The following is a 17,470-nucleotide window of genomic DNA, read 5'->3' as shown; positions in this document are numbered from 1 at the left end:
GGCCGGCTCAGCCCAGCAGCTGGGCGACGGTGTAGATCACCAGGCCGGCCAGGCCGCCCACGACGGTGCCGTTCACCCGGATCCACTGCAGGTCACGGCCGACCTGGAGCTCGATCCGCCGGCTGGTCTCCTCGGTGTCCCAGCGGGCCACGGTGGTGCCCACCAGGTCGGCGACGTCGCCGGAGAACCGCTCGACGGCGTACCCGGCGGCCCGCTGGGACTGCCGCTGCACCAGTTCGCGCACCGTCGGGTCGGTCTGCAGCAGCTGCGCGCCGGAGCGGATCAGCCCGACCACCCGCGCCCGCAGCTCGGAGTCCGGGTCGGCGGCGGCGGTGACGACGGCGTTCTTCGCCGTGCTCCACAGCGAGCCCGACCAGGTGCGCACCGCCGGGTGGTCCAGCAGCTCCTCCTTGAACCGCTCGACCCGGGCCGCGGCCTCCGGATCGGTGCGCAGCGTGTGCACGTAGGCCCGCAGCCGCTTGTCGTAGCTGCGGCGCAGCTCGTGCCGGGAGTCCGCGCCCACCTCGGCGAGGAAGCCCTGGAGCAGGTCGAACACCCGGTCGAACACCCGGTCGTCGACCCAGTCGGGCACCCAGGCGGGGGAGGCGTCGCCGAGCCGGGTGCGGAAGACCAGCCGGTTGTCGGCCAGGAAGTTCGCCAGTCCGGTGAGCCCCGCGGAGAGCACCTCCTGATGCCGGTCGCCGTCGACGACGAGCTCGATGCCGCGGGCCACGGCCGGTGCGGCGGGGGTCTCCCGGAGCTTGCGGTCGACGAAGGCGGCCACGGCGGGCTGCAGCTCGTCGTCCTTCAGCAGGTCGGTCAGCCCGCCGAGGGCGGCGCCGGCGTCGCCGGCCAGCCGCTCGGCCCGACCGGGGGCGGCCAGGAACTCGCCCAGCCGGCCGGGGACGTCGACGGTGGCCAGCCGCTCGTCGACGACCGCCCGGGTCAGGAAGTTCTCCCGGACGAAGGTGCCCAGGCTGGTGCCGATCTGGTCCTTCTTGCGCGGGATGATCGCGGTGTGCGGGATCGGCAGCCGCAGCGGGTGCCGGAACAGTGCGGTGACGGCGAACCAGTCGGCCAGGGCGCCGACCATGGACGCCTCCGCGGTGGCCCGGACGTACCCGACCCAGCTGCCCGCCTCCTCGCCCAGCAGCACGCAGCCGAGGAAGACCAGGGCGGCGAGCCCGAACAGCCCGGTGGCCAGCCGTTTCATCTTGGCCAGGTCGCGGGCGCGCTGGGGGTCGTCGAGCGACTCGGCCAGCGGGGTGGTCAGCTGGGGTCCGGGCACCCGGCCGAGCCTAGGCGTCGGCACACGGCACCCCACGCCGGACGTGCGACGACCCCGGGGCCGCGGGGGCGGCACCGGGGTCGTCGGTCACGGGAGGTGGCTCCTCTGCGTGGGGGCAGAGGGACCCTTCCTCAGTCCGAGGTCTCGTCGAGGGTGACCTCTACCTCGCTGCTGTCCCCGCCGCGGCGGACGGTCAGCGTGACGTCGTCGCCGGGCTGGGCACTGCGGATCGCGGCGGTCAGCTCGGTGGAGGTCGTGATCGGCCGGTCGCCGACCGCGGTGATCACGTCACCGGCCTGCAGGCCGGCGTCGGCGGCGGCGGAGCCGTCGGAGACCGTGGCCACCTGGGCGCCCTGCCCCACGGCGGAGCCGGCGTCGGCCGCGGTGCGGGCGCTGACCCCGAGCAGGGCGTGCGTCGCCGAGCCGGTGTCGATGATCTGCTCGGCGATCCGCTGCGCGGTGTTCGACGGGATGGCGAACCCGACGCCGATGTTCCCGCTGGTCGCCTCCTGGCCCGGCAGGCCGGTGCTGGCGACCGACGCGATCGCGGTGTTGATGCCGATGACCTCGCCGTCGGCGTTCACCAGCGCACCGCCGGAGTTGCCCGGGTTGATGGCCGCGTCGGTCTGCAGGGCGTCGATCACCGTGTTCTCGTCCTGGGTCGACCCGGCCTGCACGGCCCGGTTGGTGGCGCTGATGATCCCGTCGGTGACCGTGTTGGTCAGGCCCAGGGGCGCACCGATGGCGACCGCGAGGTCGCCGACCTGGACGGCCTCGGAGTCGGCGAAGACCGCCGCGGTGAGCCCGGCGGCGTCGGAGAGCTTGACCACGGCGAGGTCGTTGCTCGGGTCCGTGCCGACGACGGTGGCGTCGTAGACCGTCCCGTCGGAGGTGCGCACCTGCACGGTCACGTCGTCGGTGCTGCTGTCCAGGCTCACCACGTGGTTGTTGGTGAGCACGTAGCCGTCCTCGGACAGGACGACGCCGGAGCCCGATCCCGCGCCCGCGGCGGCGCTCACGTACAGGGTGACCACGCTGGGGGCCGCCGCGGCCGCAGCGGCCGTCGTGCTCGTGGCCTTCTCGGCGTCCTTGATGACGACGGGCTGCGCGCTCGTCCCGCTGGCGCTGACCACGGCGTCCACGTCGCTCAGCGCGACCACGCCGGCGCCGGCGCCACCGCCGATCAGCGCACCGGCGACCAGACCGGCGACGCCCAGCCGCCAGCGTCCGGTCCGCCGCGCCGGCTCGTACGACGCAGCCGGGAACGGCTGCGGGCCGTAGACCGGCTGCGGGAGAGCCTGGGTCGGGAAGGTCTGGGTCTGGAAGGCGGGGGGTGCGGCACCGGCCGGTGCGCTCGCCCCCAGGGTGCGCTGGTACCCGGCGGTGCCGTAGCCGGCCGGCGGCCACGGCTGGTGCGCCGTGGCGGGGCCGGCCGCGAACGGTGCGGTGGCCGACGGCTGCTCGGTGGCACCGGCGGTCGGGAACTGCTCGGTCGGTGCGCTCACGGGCTGCCCGGAGCCGGGGGTCTGGTGGGCGGACGCCGGGCGGCTCTGCTGTGGCGCCCAGCCGGAACCGGCACTGCGGTCGGTGCCGATGCCCGTCTCGTCGGCCGGACGGTTCTGCTCACTCACGGAAGTCCCTCCTCACGGCAGGACCTCCCCGCCGCGAAGACACCACTGTGCTCCCTCGGACTGGCCCGAGGCTGGTGGTGAGCTGTGAATCAGCTGGACGTCGCTCGCCAGGGGGACGGCGGCCGGGGCTGCGCCGCACCGTCGGCAGGGGTGATCAAGCACGGTGCGGGGAACGGGACCGCCGACACCCCTCACCTGCTCGCTGCCTGGAGGTCACCCGTGCCCCTCCCCGTCCTGCTCACCCGCGCCGCCGTGGGCCTGTTCGTGCTGGTCGGCGGTGCGCTGGCGGCGGTCGGCGGTGTGTCGCTCGGGCTGCCCGGTCTGGTCGCCGTGGCGCTGGCCGCGGGCGTCGCCGCCTGCCTCGGTGCGGGCATCGCCCGGGACGCGGCGGTCCGGGACCCGCGGCAGGCGGCCGTCGACGCCGCCTGGCGCAGTGCCGTCGTCACCGTCGCCGTGCTGCTCGTGCTCAGCGGCTGCGCCGTGCTGGCCGGCGGAGCGATGACGGTGTTGCTGGCGGCCACCGGGGTGCTGGTGCTGCTCGTCCGGTGGGCGGTGCGGCGGGTGCGGGCCGACCGGCGGGCCGCTCCGGCCGTCGTGCTGCCGCTGGCCGCCGACGACGGGTGGGTGCGGGCGCTGTCGGTGCCGGCGCTGGGCCGGGAGTGGGTGCGCACCTCGGCGGCGCTGGCCGAGACCCGCGAGCCGGTGGCCCGGCAGGAGCTGGTGCGCCGCCGTCAGGAGGCGCTGGACGAGCTGGAGCGCCGCGACCCCGAGGGGTTCGCCCGGTGGCTCAGCACCGGGGCGACCGTCGACAGCGACCCGGCGGAGTACGTCTCCGGGGACCCCACGGCAGGCTACGACGCCGCCTGAACGACCGACCGGGTGGAACGGTCACCGCTGGCCCCGACCCGCCCCCGGTAGCCTGCTCTGCGGCGCCCGTCAGCGCGTCGCCCCATTAGCTCAGTGGTAGAGCACCCGCCTTGTAAGCGGAAGGTCGTCCGTTCAATCCGGACATGGGGCTCCACCCGCTCGCGGGCCGCGCCGGGGCGTGCCAGGGTCGGGGCCGAGCGCTGCCGTCCGGGCAGTCGGCGTCGAGGAGTCCCGTCGTGAGCGACCACGTGTACCGGCTGAGCGAGATCGTCGGCAGCTCTACCACCAGCGTCGACGACGCCATCCGCACGGCGGTGCGCAAGGCCTCGGAGACGGTCCGCCACATCGAGTGGTTCCAGACCCAGGAGATCCGCGGCCAGGTCGTCGACGGCGACGTCGCCTACTTCCAGGTGACGATGAAGATCGGGTTCCGCGTCGAGGACTAGCGGCTCAGGTCAGGGCGACGTCCTCGCCCTGCACCGCGCGCCCCCGGACGGGGTCTCTCATTAGTCGTAGCTGCCCGCGCCGCCGGAGCGGTACCGGGCCTGGCGCTCGATCCGCTCCCGCTCGGCCCGTTCGGCGCGGCGCGCGGCCGTCGTCCCCGGCGGCCAGCCGGCCTTGACCGCGCGGTGCTCGGTCGTCTCGGTCATGTAGGCCACCGAGAACAGCAGCCCGATGACCACCCCGCCCAGGGTCGCGGTGAGCCGGATGTCGAAGGGCACGGGCGGGACCAGCAGGCACAGCAGGAGGACCGGGGCGAGCTGCACCAGGGCGCGGGCCAGGTGCCGCCACACCCAGCTGCGCCGGGTGGTGTCGTCGAGGACCCAGTCCGACAGCGAGGGTGGCAGCCCGCCGCCGTAGGCGTACCAGAGCCACTGGGCCGGGTTGGGGCGTCCCGCGTGCACGTCGCCCACGGTAGGCCTGCGGCGGACGGAGGAGGGCGGTGGTCCGGGTGGGTCCCACCGCTGCGGACCCGGTGGTGGGCGGGCGTACGGTGCGCCGGTGGACGAACGGCGTGTGGGGGTGGGGGCCGGCCTCGGCGCCTACGCCCTGTGGGGGGTCTTCCCGCTCTACTTCCCCCTGCTCGAGCCGGCCGGCGGGCTGGAGATCGTCGCGCACCGGGTGGTCTGGTCGCTGCTGTTCGTGGGGCTCCTGCTCACCGTCCGGCGGGGCTGGAGCCAGGTGCGCTCCGTCGTCACCGACCGGCGGGCGCTGCTGGTGCTGGCGGTCGCCGCCGTGCTGATCGCGGTGAACTGGCTGGTCTACGTCTACGCGGTCAACTCCGGGCACGTGGTCGAGGCGTCGCTGGGGTACTTCATCAACCCACTGGTCAGCGTCCTGTTCGGGGTGGTGTTCTTCCGGGAGCGGCTGCGCCGGCTGCAGTGGCTCGCCGTCGCCATCGCCGTGGTGGCGGTCCTCGTGCTGACCGTCGACTACGGCCACCCGCCGTGGATCTCCCTCGCCCTGGCCGTGAGCTTCGGCCTCTACGGCCTGATGAAGAAGCTGGTCCGGGTCGATGCCGCGCCTGGCCTGTTCGTGGAGACGGCGGTCGTGTTCCTCCCCGCGCTGGCCGTCATCGGCGTGCTGGGCGCCCAGGGCGAGGCCGCCTTCGGGACGGCGGGCGTGGGGAACGGGCTGCTGCTGGCCAGCTCGGGCCTGGCCACCGCCGTCCCGCTGCTGCTGTTCGCCGCCGCCACCCGCCGGGTGCCGCTGTCGACGGTCGGCCTGCTGCAGTACGTCACGCCGCTGATCCAGCTGGCCATCGGCGTCTTCGTCTACCACGAGCCGATGCCGCCGGCCCGGCTCGTGGGCTTCGCCGTCGTCTGGCTCGCGCTGGCCGTCTTCACCGCCGACATGCTGCGCAACGCGCACAGCAACCGGCGGGCCGCCCCGCCCCTGCCGGCCGGCGTCTGACCGCTCTCCACGGGATGCCGACGCGCCCGGGTCGCAGCCGCTCCGGAGCGGCTGCCACGCGGCTACCGTCGACGGGGTCCGGAACCCGGGGCCAGGTGCGCCTGGCCGACGCCCTTCCCTCGGAGGCACGACCATGAGCGACGACCCCGTGCAGCCCGTCGGGCCGACGGCGGACGAGCGCACGGCGGTGGTCGGGACCGAGCCCGGGACGGCGCAGGCGACCGCAGCGGACGGGGCTGCTGTGACGGACGGGACGCCTGGGGACGACACGGTTGCGGGTCTGCCCGCTCGGGAACGGGAGATCCTGGCCTTCGAACGTCAGTGGTGGCGCTTCCCGGGCGCCAAGGAAGCCGCCATCCGGGAGCGCTTCGGAATGACGTCCACCCGCTACTACCAGGTGCTCAACGCCCTGATCGACCGTCCGGAGGCCCTCGTCGTCGACCCGCTGCTGGTGCGTCGGCTGCGCCGGATGCGCGCCGGGCGGCAGCGTCAGCGCTCCGGCAGGGTCCTGGGCACGGACCTCCGTCGCGACTAGCCTGTCTCACTGTGGGGAGGCATGTGGCGCCGTTCGGTGAGGGAAGTCCGTCCGAGGCGACCCCGAGCCCGGGGCGTCGACGCACCGACCCGCCCGTCGAGTCCGCGCGTCCGTCCGAGGCGGCTCCCCGCTCGGTGACCCCACGCGCGCCCCAGCGGCCCGCGCCCGACAGCGACGCGGCGATGACGCTGCCCCGGCAGAGCCGGGCCGAGCGCCGGCGCGAGGGCCTGCTGCCGGCGGGCGAGGACCCGTTGCTCCGCCGGCCGGCCGGCCGGCCCAGCGCGCCGCCCCCCGTCGGTGGCCGGCGACGCACGGACCAGGCCCCTCCGGCCACCGCCGGGGAGCGCCCTGCGGTCGCCGGCCCCCGGACCCCCGCACCGCGGCCGATGCCGCCGGTCTCCGGCCCGTTGACCGCCGCCACGCCGGCCGCGCCCGTCCCGCTCAGCTCCTCGCCGGGCGCGCCCGCCTTGGAGCCCCGCACCGCGCCGCCGGCCGCCCGCCCCGCGCCTCCGCCGTCGGGTGGCCGGCGTGCGGAGTCCACCGGCTCGACCGTGGCCCCGATGACGACGGGCATGCCGAGCTGGGCGGCCGAGCCCAGCGCACCACTGCCGGACCTCACCCAGCGCGTCTCCGGCTCGGTGCCGGCCGAGTCGGCCTGGGGCGCCTCCGTGGCCACCCCGGCAGCGCCCGTGGCTCCGCTGCGTGAGCCGCTGCTGCCCGCGCGGGGGAGCAGCGCCGCCGGGCGGACACCCACGCCCACCCCGGCCGTGCCCCGGCGCGCCGACGTCCGCACCCCCCGAGCCGAGCCCGAGACGGGCCCGGGGCCGGCGTCCACTCCTTCGCGGCGGGCCGTCGACGTCCCGGTGGGTGGTCGGGCCGCGGCCCGGCTGGAGCGGCAGGCGGCCGAGGCGGCGCGGAAGAAGGACGGCCGGCGCAGTGCTCCGCCGGCCGGTCCGGAGGCCGCGCCGGCCCGGTCCGGTCCCGGCCGTGTGGAGGTGCACCCCGACGAGGTCCCGCGGGGACCGCGCCGGGGCGTGCAGGGCCTGCTCGCCGTCGTCGTCCTCGCGCTCGTCGTGCTGGGCGTCTGGTCGTTCACCGGACCCGGTACCGCGGAGACCTCCGCACAGACCCCGCTGCCCACCGCCAGCGAGCCGGCGCCCGCCGTCGCCCCGGTACAGGAGAGCGCGCCGCCGGCGGAGGTGGCGGCCGAGACGCCGGTGGGGCCGGTGTTCGCACCGGTCACGGTGCTGAACAGCACCACCATCACCGGGCTGGCGGCCGACGTGGGCGAGCAGTTCAGCGCGAACGGCTGGGAGGTGATCGGCACCGCGGGCTCACCGGTCAGCGACGTGGCGACCACCACTGTGTACTACAGCGAGGGCGACACGGTGCAGCAGCAGGCCGCGGCCCAGCTGGTCGAGCAGTTCCCCGACGTCAGCGGCCCCGTCGCGCGCTACTTCGAGGTGCCCGGCGTGGCCGAGCCCGGCCTCGTCGTGGTCGCCACCGGCAACTGGCGGCCCTGACCCGCCGGTCCCTGGCCGGCTCGCGGAACCAGGAGACGGCGCCGTCCGTTGCCGCCCACGTGCGCACCGCTCCCGGGCCGGCGCGGATCGGCTCGCGCCTCGGCGCCCAGCCGGTGCTCGCCGCCCTGATCGTCCTCCTGCTCGCCCTGCCCGTTCTCACCGTCGTCCTCGCCGGCACCGACCAGCCTGCCCGGGCCGCCGAGGCCGTGACCACCGAGGAGGCGCGCGTCCCCTCCGGTGCGGGCGCCGACGCCGTGGAGCTGGACACCACGCTGTACCTGCCCGACACCGCCGGCCCCGCGCCGGCCGTCCTCCTGGCCCACGGCTTCGGCGGCAGCAAGCAGTCGGTCGCGGCCGACGCGCGCGTGCTGGCCCGCCGCGGGTTCGTGGTGCTCACCTGGTCCGCGCGGGGCTTCGGCACCAGCAGCGGGCAGATCGGCCTCAACGACCCGCGCTACGAGGTGGCCGACGTCAGCACCCTGATCGACCTGCTCGCGACGCGGGACGACGTCGTCCTCGACGCCGCCGGTGACCCGCGGGTGGGCGTCGCCGGCGCCTCCTACGGTGGCGCGGTCTCCCTGCTGGCGGCCGCCTACGACGAGCGGATCGACGCGATCGCGCCGCAGATCACCTGGAACTCGCTGACCACGGCGTTCTTCCCCGACCAGGCCGCCGTCGTCGCCGACGCCGGGACCCCCGCCGCCGTGCCGCGCACCGACGACGCCGGGGTGTTCAAGCGGACCTGGGCCGGGTTGTTCTTCGGCAGCGGATCGCTGCCCACCGGTGACGGGCGCCCCGGGGCCGGCGGCGACGGTGCCGCGTCCCTGGCCGACGACCTCGACCCGGCCGCCGTGCAGGCGCTGACCTGCGGGCGCTTCCGGGCCGACATCTGCGCGGCCTACGAGACCGCGGCCTCGACCGGCGAGCTCACCCCCGAGGTCGCCGCTGTCCTGGAGCGGAGCAGCCCGGCGGGCGTGCTCGACCGGATCACCGCCCCCACGCTGCTCCTGCAGGGCACCCAGGACTCGCTGTTCGGGCTGGGCGAGGCCGACGCCAACGCCCGGGGGATCGCCGCCACCGGCACCGACGTGCGGATGGTCTGGTTCGCCGGCGGCCACGACGCCTCGCCCTCCAGCCGGGTCACCGCGGAGCTGCGGGACGAGGTCGCCGACTGGTTCGAGGTCCACCTCGCCGGCGCCGACGGCGACACCGGCGGTTTCCGCTACCCGGCCCCCACCGGCCTGGGCAGCGGGGTCGGGCGGGTCCAGGGCGGCTCGCAGACGGTCTCCGTCGACGAGTACCCCGGCCTGGCCGACGGCGAGCCCGTCGAGAGCCGGGCGGTCGAGCTGGCCGGCCCCACCCAGCCGGTGGTCACGCCGGCCGGCGGCAGCCCGGCCGCGCTCACCACCATCCCCGGCCTCGGCTCTGTCGGCGCCGCGCTCGCCGGGACCACGCTGGAGATCCCGGGGCAGTTCGCCGCCTTCGCGAGCCTGGAGCTCACCGAGGCTCTCGAGGTGGTCGGGGCGCCGACCACCACCCTCGCCGTGTCGGCGCCGGACGGGACGGCGACGATGTTCGCCAAGCTCTACGACGTCGCCCCCGACGGCACGACGACCCTGCCCAGCGGACTGGTCGCGCCGCTGGAGCTGACCGGGATCTCCACGGACCCGGCCGCCCCGACCGAGGTGCCGGTGACGCTGCCGGCGATCGTCCACCGGTTCGAGGCCGGCCACACCATGCGCGTGGTCGTCTCCTCCACCGACCAGGCGTACGCGCTGCCCGCGTCGTCGGAGGTGTCGACGGTCGGGCTGGCCGAGGGGGCGGCCCTGGCCGCGCCGGTGGTGCCCGGCGAGGTGCAGGCCACCGCCGGCTCGGCCCGCTGGTGGGTGCTCCTCGCCGTCCTCGCCGTCCTCGGGCTGCTGGGCTGGCTGGCCGCCGTCCTGCTCGGCCGCCGCCGGCGCCGGCGCGTGTCGGTCTCCGCGCCCGACGGGGAGGACGTGCCGCTGCGCTTCGAAGGGGTGACCAAGGCCTACGGGGACGGGTTCGTCGCCGTCCGCGACCTCTCCTTCGAGGTGCGCCGCGGCCAGGTGCTCGGCCTGCTCGGCCCCAACGGGGCGGGGAAGACGACGTCGCTGCGGATGCTCATGGGCCTGATCCGCCCGACCGAGGGGCGGATCGAGGTGTTCGGCCACGCCGCCGGTCCGGGCGCCCCCGTGCTCTCCCGGCTGGGGTCGTTCGTGGAGGGCACCGGCCTGCAACCGCACCTGAGCGGGCGGGACAACCTCACCCTCTACTGGGCCGCCACCGGCCGTCCGCCGGCCGACGCGCACATGGAGGAGGCGATCGAGATCGCCGGGCTGGGCGCGGCCCTGGACAAGCGGGTGCGCAGCTACAGCCAGGGCATGCGGCAGCGGGTGGCGATCGCCCAGGCGATGCTCGGCCTCCCCGACCTGCTGGTGCTCGACGAGCCCACCAACGGGCTGGACCCGCCGCAGATCCACGCGATGCGCGACGTGCTCCGGTCCTACGCGGAGACCGGTCGCACGGTGATCATCTCCAGCCACCTGCTGTCGGAGATCGAGCAGACCTGCAGCCACGTCGTGGTCATGGCCAAGGGACAGAAGATCGTCCAGGGCACGGTCGAGGAGATCGTCGGAACCGGGGGAGCGGTGCTGGTCGGGCTCGCCGACCCGGCCGACACCGACCGGGCGGTCGCCGTCCTGGCCGGGCTGCCCGGGGTCGGCGAGGTGGAGCGGAGCTCGGAGGGCCTGGTCGTCGACCTCGGCCCGACGACCCGCGCGACCGCGCTGACCGCGCTGGTCGAGGCCGGCATCGGGGTCGACCAGCTCACCCCGCGCCGCCGGCTGGAGGACGCGTTCCTGTCACTGGTGGGGGAGTCATGAGCACGGACACGACCAGGGTCGGGGCCACCGCGCCCGCCCCGCAGGCCACGGGGGCGGCGGCCGGGTACCGGCCGGAGCGGACGCTGCGGCTGGGCGTCGAGCTGCGCCGTCAGTTCAAGCGCCGCCGCACCCTCGGCGTCTTCGCGCTGATGGCCGCGCTGCCGCTGATCCTCATCGGGGCCCTGCAGCTGGGCGGCACCGAGGAGGCGGAGGAGAACAGCCGGATCAACCTGGTGGACGTCGCCTCGGCGAGCGGGCTGAACCTCACCCTGTTCACCCTCTTCGCCACCACCGGCTTCTTCCTGGTCGTCGTCTTCGCGCTGTTCTTCGGCGACACCGTGGCCAGCGAGGCCTCCTGGGGATCGCTCCGCTACGCCCTCGCCACACCCGTGCCGCGGGCCCGGCTGCTGCGGCAGAAGTGGCTGGCCGCCCTCGTCCTGTCGGTCGGCGCGATGGTGCTGCTCGTGGTGGTCGCGGTGGTCGCCGGCGGGATCGCCTTCGGCTTCGGCGACGTGCAGACCCCGATCGGGGTCGCGCTGGACCAGGGGACGGCGCTGCTCCGGCTGGCCGGGATGGTCGGGTACCTCGCCGTGCACCTGCTCGTGGTGGGCACGCTGGCGTTCTGGCTCTCCACGGTCACCGACGCGCCGCTGGCCGCGGTCGGCGGGGCGGTGTTCAGCACGGTCGTGTTCGCCGTGCTGGAGCAGGTCGAGCAGCTGGGCGGGATCCGCGACTGGTTCCCGACCGCGTTCAACTACGCCTGGACCGACCTGCTGCAGACCCCGGTCGACTCCGGCGACCTGTTCCGCGGCGTGGTCCAGGGGCTGGTCTACTCGGCCGTCTTCACCGCGCTGGCCTTCCGGCACTTCGCCCGCAAGGACGTCACCTCCTGAGCGACGCGGCGCGCTAGCCGAGAGAGGCCAGCACCGCCTGGGCCCAGCCCTCGCCCATCGGGGCGTCGGTGACGACGGCGTTGGGGACGGCGTCGAGCCGGGCCGCCATGCCGTCCACGGCCGCCCCGTTCGCGGTCACCCACAGTCGGCCGACGGCCGGGGCCATCTCCAGGTCGCTCACGCTGTCGCCGACGGCCACGGCATCGGAGGCGTTCAGGCCGCGGCGCGCGAGGTCCCAGGTGATCGCGGCGCCCTTGGAGATCCCGCGCGGCATCAGGTGGTAGACGTGCGGCGGCAGGGCCTCGGCGTCCAGCGTCATCCGGGCGGTGGCCGGGACCGCACCGTTGTCGTTCAGCGTCAGCCAGCCCCACCCGCGCTCGGCCAGCCAGACGTCGACCGCCGCAGCGTCCACCCGGCCGCGCAGCAGGGCGTCGGCGGAGTGGGTCGCGTGCCAGGGCTCGTGCCACTCCAGCCGGCCGCGGTGCGCGGCGACCAGCGCGTCGACGATGCCGAGCTCGGCGAGCACGTCCATCGGCGTCCGGCCGGCGAACTGCTCGGGCAGGTCGCCGGTGAGCAGGTGGGTCTCCCGGCCGCCGTGCCAGCTGACCAGCGAGCCCAGCTCGGCGATCGCGCCGTCGACGGCGAAGATCCGCCCGGCCTCCAGCAGCTGGGCGTGGGTGCGGCCGCTGACCAGCACCAACGCGACACCGGCCCGGTGCAGTTCGAGCAGCGCAGCGGCGGGGGAGGCGGTCAGCTCGCGGTCGGCGGTGTGCCAGAAGGAGCCGCGCGGCCCCACCATGGTGCCGTCCAGGTCGGTGTAGACGATGCGGGTGGCCACCGGCCCATCCTGGCGGTGCGTCGCGGGCGGGCGGCCCCCGGGTAGAGTGATGTGCGTTCCACTCATCCAGAGGGGCAGAGGGACACGGCCCGTTGAAGCCCCGGCAACCGCGGTCTGCGCGTATGCGCAGCGTGAGGTGCCAATTCCGTCCCGCGCGGCTCGACGGCCCGGCGCGGGGAAGATGAGGAGGTAGTCGTCGAATGACCCTGACCGCTCCCGGTTCCGCCCAGGCAGACTCCACCGCCGGTGGACAGATCACCCCCAACCCGGCCCGTGGCCTGGTCTGTCGCAACTGCGGCGCCACCTTCGGGCTCATCGCCGAGCACGCCTGCGCGGAGTGCTTCGGCCCGCTCGAGGTCGACTACGACCCCGAGCTCATGCGCGCGGTGACCCGCGAGGAGATCGAGGCCGGGCCGCAGAACATCTGGCGGTACGTCGCCCTGCTCCCGGTGGGGCACGACCCGGCCTCCCGGGTCAGCCTCGACCCGGGCATGACCCCGCTGGTGCGCGCCGACCGACTGGCCGCCGAGCTCGGTCTCACCGGTGGGCTCTGGGTGAAGGACGACTCGGCCAACCCGACCCACTCCTTCAAGGACCGGGTGGTGAGCCTGGCCGCCACCGCGGCCAAGAGCTTCGGCTACACGAAGATCGCCTGCGCCTCCACCGGCAACCTGGCCAACTCCGTCGCCGCGCACGCCGCGCGGATGGGGCTGCCCTCCTTCGTGTTCGTCCCCAGCGACCTCGAGCCCGGCAAGATCACCCAGTCGGCGGTGTACGGCCAGGCCCTGGTGGCCGTCGAGGGGTCCTACGACGACGTCAACCGGCTGACCAGCGAGCTCGCCGAGACCGACGAGTTCGAGGACACCGCCTTCGTCAACCAGAACGTCCGGCCGTACTACGCCGAGGGTTCCAAGACGATGGGCTACGAGATCGCCGAGCAGCTGGGCTGGCGGATCCCGGCCCAGGTGGTCATCCCGATGGCGTCCGGCTCGCTGCTCACCAAGGTCGACAAGGCCTGGCGGGAGCTGGTCGCGGCCGGCATCGTCGCCGACACCGAGTGGAAGGTCTTCGGCGCCCAGTCCGCCGGCTGCGACCCGATCGCCACCGCGTTCGACAACGGCTGGGACGTCGTCAAGCCGGTCAAGCCCACCGGCATCGCCAAGTCGCTGAACATCGGCAACCCGGCGGACGGCCCGTACGCGCTGGACGCCATCCGGCGCACCGGCGGCTCGGTCGGCCGGGTCGGGGACGACGAGATCGTGCAGGGCATCCGGGACCTGGCCCGCACGACCGGTGTGTTCGCCGAGACCGCCGGCGGGGTGACCACCGCGGTGCTGCGGCAGCTGGTGGAGAAGGGGCTGATCGACCCCACGCAGGAGGTCGTCGTCCTCAACACCGGCGAGGGGCTGAAGACCCTCGACCCCCTGCTGCCGGTGGTCGGCCCCTCGCACCACGTGCAGCCGTCGCTGAAGTCGCTGCGCGAGGCCGGCCTCATCGCCTGAGGGAGGGCCCCTGCCGGGGCACGGGACGCCGCCGCGGCAGCACCCGGACGGGTGTATGGCGTGGTCAGGACCGTGACCTGGGACACCCCCTGCTGTACCGTTCCGCGCGGTTCGAGTTCCACGTTCGTGTTCGGCGGGCGGAAGAGCGAGACCCGGCCCCTCGAGTCTCAAGGGGCCGTCCGCCGCATGAAACGTGGGAGCACACGTGGCACAGGGCACCGTGAAGTGGTTCAACGCCGAGAAGGGCTTCGGCTTCATCGCCGTCGACGGCGGCCAGGACGTCTTCGTCCACTACTCGGCCATCCAGATGGACGGGTACAAGAGCCTCGAAGAGGGCCAGCGGGTCAGCTTCGAGGTCGTCCAGGGCGACAAGGGCCCGCAGGCGGACGCCGTCCAGAGCGCCTGAACCGGTCAGCACCACGAGGCCCGGTCCCCGGTCGGGGGCCGGGCCTCGCTGCGTCCTGGGCCCGGGGCCGCCGACCCCCCTTCTTGCACTCGCCTGGGTCGAGTGCCAGACTTTGGGCTGGCACTCGGGCTACCCGAGTGCCAGCCAGGTCGGAACGGTGAGGCACCGGGACGCGGACCGCAGGAGCGTTCGCAGAACCGGTGTCGTCCGTCGCGGGCGCCGGACCTGACCAGCCAGCGATCCACGCATGGAGGACATCACCACATGGCCAAGATGATCGCGTTCGACGAAGAGGCGCGCCGCGGACTCGAGCGGGGCATGAACACCCTCGCCGACGCCGTCAAGGTGACGCTTGGCCCCAAGGGCCGCAACGTCGTCCTGGAGAAGAAGTGGGGCGCCCCCACCATCACCAACGATGGTGTGAGCATCGCCAAGGAGATCGAGCTCGAGGACCCGTACGAGAAGATCGGGGCCGAGCTGGTCAAGGAGGTCGCCAAGAAGACCGACGACGTCGCGGGTGACGGCACCACCACCGCCACCGTGCTCGCCCAGGCCCTCGTCCGCGAGGGGCTGCGCAACGTCGCCGCCGGCGCCAACCCGATGGCCCTGAAGAAGGGCATCGAGAAGGCCGTCGCCTCGGTCTCGGAGTACCTCCTCTCGACCGCCAAGGACGTCGAGACCAAGGAGCAGATCGCGGCCACCGCCTCGATCTCCGCCGCTGACCCCGCCATCGGCGAGCTCATCGCCGAGGCGATGGACAAGGTCGGCAAGGAAGGTGTCATCACCGTCGAGGAGAGCAACACCTTCGGCCTCGAGCTCGAGCTCACCGAGGGCATGCGCTTCGACAAGGGTCACCTGTCGGCCTACTTCGTGACCGACACCGACCGCATGGAGACCGTGCTCGACGACCCGTACATCCTGGTCGTCAACAGCAAGATCTCGACGGTCAAGGACCTGCTCCCGCTGCTGGAGAAGGTCATGCAGTCCGGCAAGCCGCTGGCGATCATCGCCGAGGACGTCGAGGGCGAGGCCCTCGCGACCCTGGTGGTCAACAAGATCCGCGGCACCTTCAAGTCGGTCGCCGTCAAGGCCCCCGGCTTCGGCGACCGTCGCAAGGCCATGCTGGGCGACATCGCGATCCTCACCGGTGGTCAGGTCATCAGCGAGGAGGTCGGCCTCAAGCTGGACACCGCCGACCTGTCGCTGCTGGGCCGGGCGCGCAAGTTCGTCACCACCAAGGACGAGACGACCATCATCGAGGGCTCGGGTGACGCCGACCAGATCCAGGGTCGCGTCAACCAGATCCGCGCCGAGATCGAGAAGTCGGACTCCGACTACGACCGCGAGAAGCTGCAGGAGCGCCTGGCCAAGCTGGCCGGTGGCGTCGCCGTCATCAAGGCCGGCGCCGCGACCGAGGTCGAGCTCAAGGAGCGCAAGCACCGCATCGAGGACGCGGTGCGCAACGCCAAGGCCGCCGTCGAGGAGGGCATCGTCGCCGGTGGTGGCGTCGCTCTCGCGCAGGCCACGGCCGTCGCGTTCGACAAGCTCGAGCTCGAGGGTGACGAGGCGACCGGTGCCAACATCGTGCGCGTCGCGCTCGAGGCCCCGCTGAAGCAGATCGCCATCAACGCCGGCCTCGAGGGCGGCGTCGTGGCGGAGAAGGTCCGCAACTCCGAGACCGGCTGGGGCCTCAACGCCGCCACCGGCGAGTACGTGGACCTGATCGCGGCCGGCATCATCGACCCGGCCAAGGTCACCCGCTCGGCGCTGCAGAACGCCGCCTCCATCGCGGCGCTCTTCCTCACCACCGAGGCCGTCATCGCCGACAAGCCGGAGAAGAACGCCCCGGCCATGGCCGGTGGCGGCGACGGCGGCATGGGCGGCATGGACTTCTGAGTCCACACCGCTCGGCGTCCCGCTGAGCACTGCACCACCAGCACTGCCCGGCAGGGGCGGTCCGCTTCGGCGGGCCGCCCCTGTCGGCGTTCCCCGGCCCGGCGACGGCTGCCGGCCGGTGATCACCACGGGCTGAGGGCTGCCTCCCGCCAGCGGAGGCAGCCCTCAGCCCGTGGTCGTCGTGGGGCCGGCTCGGCCGATCGACCCGCCGCCGTCCTGGGTGCTCGGCCGCAGCTAGCCCGGGTCGCCGATCGCGGGGCCGTCGAGGTCATGGCCGTTGGTGCGCATCCGGGTCCGCAGCTCGGTGAGCCGCTCCACGACCAGCTCGCCGGCCCACTGAGCCTCACCGAGGCCGGCCAGCACCCAGGACGGCGGCTGGCCGAGCTTCCCGCTCAGCGCGCTGACCTTGCCCACCGCCAGGACGGCGAGCGTCTGCTGACTCGCACCCGCGTCGGGCTCGCCGGTCCGGCCCCGGGCCCGGTCGGCCTCCGTGCGCGCCGGGTCGCCGTCGTCGTAGCTGCGGAACGGCCGTAGCGGCGACCACGGGAGCAGCCGCCAGACCCCGGCCTGCACCAGCCGGCCGACCCATTCGTCGAAGCCCAGCGCACCCCAGTCCAGCCAGTCCTGCAGCGAGCCGTCGCCCTCGTCGGCCTGCGCGGCGACGTCGGCCAGGCCGATCGCGGCCGCCCGCTCGTGGTCCATCTCCACCGCGTCGTCGGTCAGGGTCAGGGCCCCGCAGACCGCCAGGTCGAGGATCAGCCCGCCGCGCACCACGTGGTCGTCGAACGTGAGACCCCGGGGACGGCCGCGCCGGTTCAGGCACAGCGCCGCCAGCCGGGTGGCGGCCAGGTCGGGCAGCTGGTCGCTCACGTCCGGTTCGGGGCGAAGCAGCAGAACTCGTTGCCCTCGGGGTCGGCCAGCACGTCCCAGTCGATGGTCCCGGCGTCGGGCTCGTCGTCCGGTCCGGCGTCCCGGTGGCGGACCAGGGTGGCCCCGTGGGCCAGGAGCGCCGCGGTGTCGCCGACGACGTCGTGGTGCATGCGGTTCTTCACCGTCTTGCCCTCGGGCACCGGCACGACCCAGATCAGCGGACCAGCGCCGGACCGGTCGACGATCGGCACCGGCCAGTCCGTCGGCCGGACCCAGCCCTCCTCGTCGGGCTCGACGTCGTCACGGCGGACGTAGCCCATCGCCGTGCACCACCAGTCGGCCAGCGCCTGGTGGTCCACGGCGTCGAGGCACAGGTCCTTGAAACGCGCGGGGGAGTCGCTCAT

Annotated in this window: 16 protein-coding genes, 1 tRNA gene and 1 riboswitch; of the genes, 11 read left to right on the top strand and 6 right to left on the bottom strand. The window is 74.4% G+C overall.

Annotated elements, in window-relative coordinates:
- Window positions 1-7 precede the first annotated feature (7 nt).
- On the bottom strand, window positions 8-1,288 hold the full coding sequence (locus tag O2W15_RS04210; RefSeq protein ID WP_269161464.1) for a DUF445 domain-containing protein: 1,281 nt from the start codon (window positions 1,286-1,288) through the stop codon (window positions 8-10).
- A gap of 131 nt (window positions 1,289-1,419) precedes the next feature.
- The gene (locus O2W15_RS04205; RefSeq protein ID WP_269178481.1) at window positions 1,420-2,919 is read right to left on the bottom strand and encodes a S1C family serine protease; all 1,500 of its coding nucleotides are present in this window, start codon (window positions 2,917-2,919) and stop codon (window positions 1,420-1,422) included.
- 219 nt (window positions 2,920-3,138) lie between these two features.
- Here O2W15_RS04205 and O2W15_RS04200 point away from each other — a divergent pair, with 219 nt between their 5' ends.
- From O2W15_RS04200 to O2W15_RS04190, 3 genes are all read left to right on the top strand, one after another.
- A complete protein-coding gene (locus O2W15_RS04200; RefSeq protein WP_269178480.1) occupies window positions 3,139-3,786 on the top strand; it encodes a hypothetical protein in 648 nt (215 codons plus the stop codon).
- A 79-nt stretch (window positions 3,787-3,865) separates the two neighbouring features.
- Window positions 3,866-3,940 (top strand) — tRNA-Thr (locus O2W15_RS04195).
- An 82-nt stretch (window positions 3,941-4,022) separates the two neighbouring features.
- Window positions 4,023-4,232 carry a dodecin gene (locus O2W15_RS04190; protein WP_036334618.1) on the top strand — a complete coding sequence of 70 codons (210 nt, stop codon included), beginning with the start codon at window positions 4,023-4,025 and terminating at the stop codon, window positions 4,230-4,232.
- 60 nt (window positions 4,233-4,292) lie between these two features.
- On the opposite strand, the gene O2W15_RS04185 is transcribed toward O2W15_RS04190, so the two are convergent.
- Entirely contained in the window at window positions 4,293-4,691 is a 399-nt protein-coding gene (locus O2W15_RS04185) for a DUF5313 family protein (protein WP_052090981.1), read from the bottom strand.
- A gap of 97 nt (window positions 4,692-4,788) precedes the next feature.
- Here O2W15_RS04185 and rarD point away from each other — a divergent pair, with 97 nt between their 5' ends.
- The 5 genes from rarD (at window position 4,789) to O2W15_RS04160 (ending at window position 11,554) form a co-directional block, all read left to right on the top strand.
- Window positions 4,789-5,700 carry an EamA family transporter RarD gene (gene rarD / locus O2W15_RS04180; protein WP_269178479.1) on the top strand — a complete coding sequence of 304 codons (912 nt, stop codon included), beginning with the start codon at window positions 4,789-4,791 and terminating at the stop codon, window positions 5,698-5,700.
- Window positions 5,701-5,833: 133 nt separating this feature from the next.
- Window positions 5,834-6,235: a DUF3263 domain-containing protein gene (locus tag O2W15_RS04175; protein WP_269161468.1), complete on the top strand. Its 402-nt coding sequence runs from the start codon at window positions 5,834-5,836 to the stop codon at window positions 6,233-6,235.
- A gap of 182 nt (window positions 6,236-6,417) precedes the next feature.
- Window positions 6,418-7,758, top strand: a complete 1,341-nt coding sequence (locus tag O2W15_RS04170; protein WP_269178478.1) for a LytR C-terminal domain-containing protein — start codon at window positions 6,418-6,420, stop codon at window positions 7,756-7,758.
- A gap of 59 nt (window positions 7,759-7,817) precedes the next feature.
- Window positions 7,818-10,661, top strand: a complete 2,844-nt coding sequence (locus tag O2W15_RS04165; protein WP_269178477.1) for an alpha/beta fold hydrolase — start codon at window positions 7,818-7,820, stop codon at window positions 10,659-10,661.
- Window positions 10,658-11,554, top strand: a complete 897-nt coding sequence (locus O2W15_RS04160; RefSeq protein ID WP_269161471.1) for an ABC transporter permease — start codon at window positions 10,658-10,660, stop codon at window positions 11,552-11,554. The genes O2W15_RS04165 and O2W15_RS04160 overlap by 4 nt, the downstream gene beginning before the upstream one ends.
- A 13-nt stretch (window positions 11,555-11,567) precedes the next feature.
- Here O2W15_RS04160 and O2W15_RS04155 read toward each other — a convergent pair whose 3' ends face one another.
- On the bottom strand, window positions 11,568-12,392 hold the full coding sequence (locus O2W15_RS04155) for an HAD family hydrolase (protein WP_269178476.1): 825 nt from the start codon (window positions 12,390-12,392) through the stop codon (window positions 11,568-11,570).
- A gap of 59 nt (window positions 12,393-12,451) precedes the next feature.
- Window positions 12,452-12,580, top strand: a riboswitch (SAM riboswitch).
- A 12-nt stretch (window positions 12,581-12,592) separates the two neighbouring features.
- Here O2W15_RS04155 and thrC point away from each other — a divergent pair.
- The 3 genes from thrC to groL all read left to right on the top strand — a co-directional run bounded on the left by thrC (window position 12,593) and on the right by groL (window position 16,196).
- Window positions 12,593-13,894, top strand: coding sequence for a threonine synthase (gene thrC, locus O2W15_RS04150; protein WP_269161473.1), 1,302 nt, complete (start codon window positions 12,593-12,595; stop codon window positions 13,892-13,894).
- A 205-nt stretch (window positions 13,895-14,099) separates the two neighbouring features.
- Window positions 14,100-14,300: a cold-shock protein gene (locus tag O2W15_RS04145; RefSeq protein ID WP_036334654.1), complete on the top strand. Its 201-nt coding sequence runs from the start codon at window positions 14,100-14,102 to the stop codon at window positions 14,298-14,300.
- Between the two features lie 264 nt (window positions 14,301-14,564).
- Window positions 14,565-16,196, top strand: a complete 1,632-nt coding sequence (gene groL / locus O2W15_RS04140) for a chaperonin GroEL (RefSeq protein ID WP_036334655.1) — start codon at window positions 14,565-14,567, stop codon at window positions 16,194-16,196.
- 234 nt (window positions 16,197-16,430) lie between these two features.
- Here the strand turns inward: groL and O2W15_RS04135 are convergent, their stop codons facing one another.
- Together O2W15_RS04135 and O2W15_RS04130 are read right to left on the bottom strand one after the other, a co-directional pair.
- Complete coding sequence (locus O2W15_RS04135; protein WP_269178475.1) at window positions 16,431-17,066, bottom strand: hypothetical protein; 636 nt, start codon at window positions 17,064-17,066, stop codon at window positions 16,431-16,433.
- Window positions 17,063-17,470, bottom strand: coding sequence for a VOC family protein (locus O2W15_RS04130; RefSeq protein WP_269161475.1), 408 nt, complete (start codon window positions 17,468-17,470; stop codon window positions 17,063-17,065). The genes O2W15_RS04135 and O2W15_RS04130 overlap by 4 nt, the downstream gene beginning before the upstream one ends.

The organism is Modestobacter sp. VKM Ac-2979 (assembly GCF_026967995.1).
Lineage (GTDB): Bacteria > Actinomycetota > Actinomycetes > Mycobacteriales > Geodermatophilaceae > Modestobacter.
Note: the sequence above shows the minus strand (reverse complement) of the source record. Positions and strands in the feature narration are given on the sequence as shown.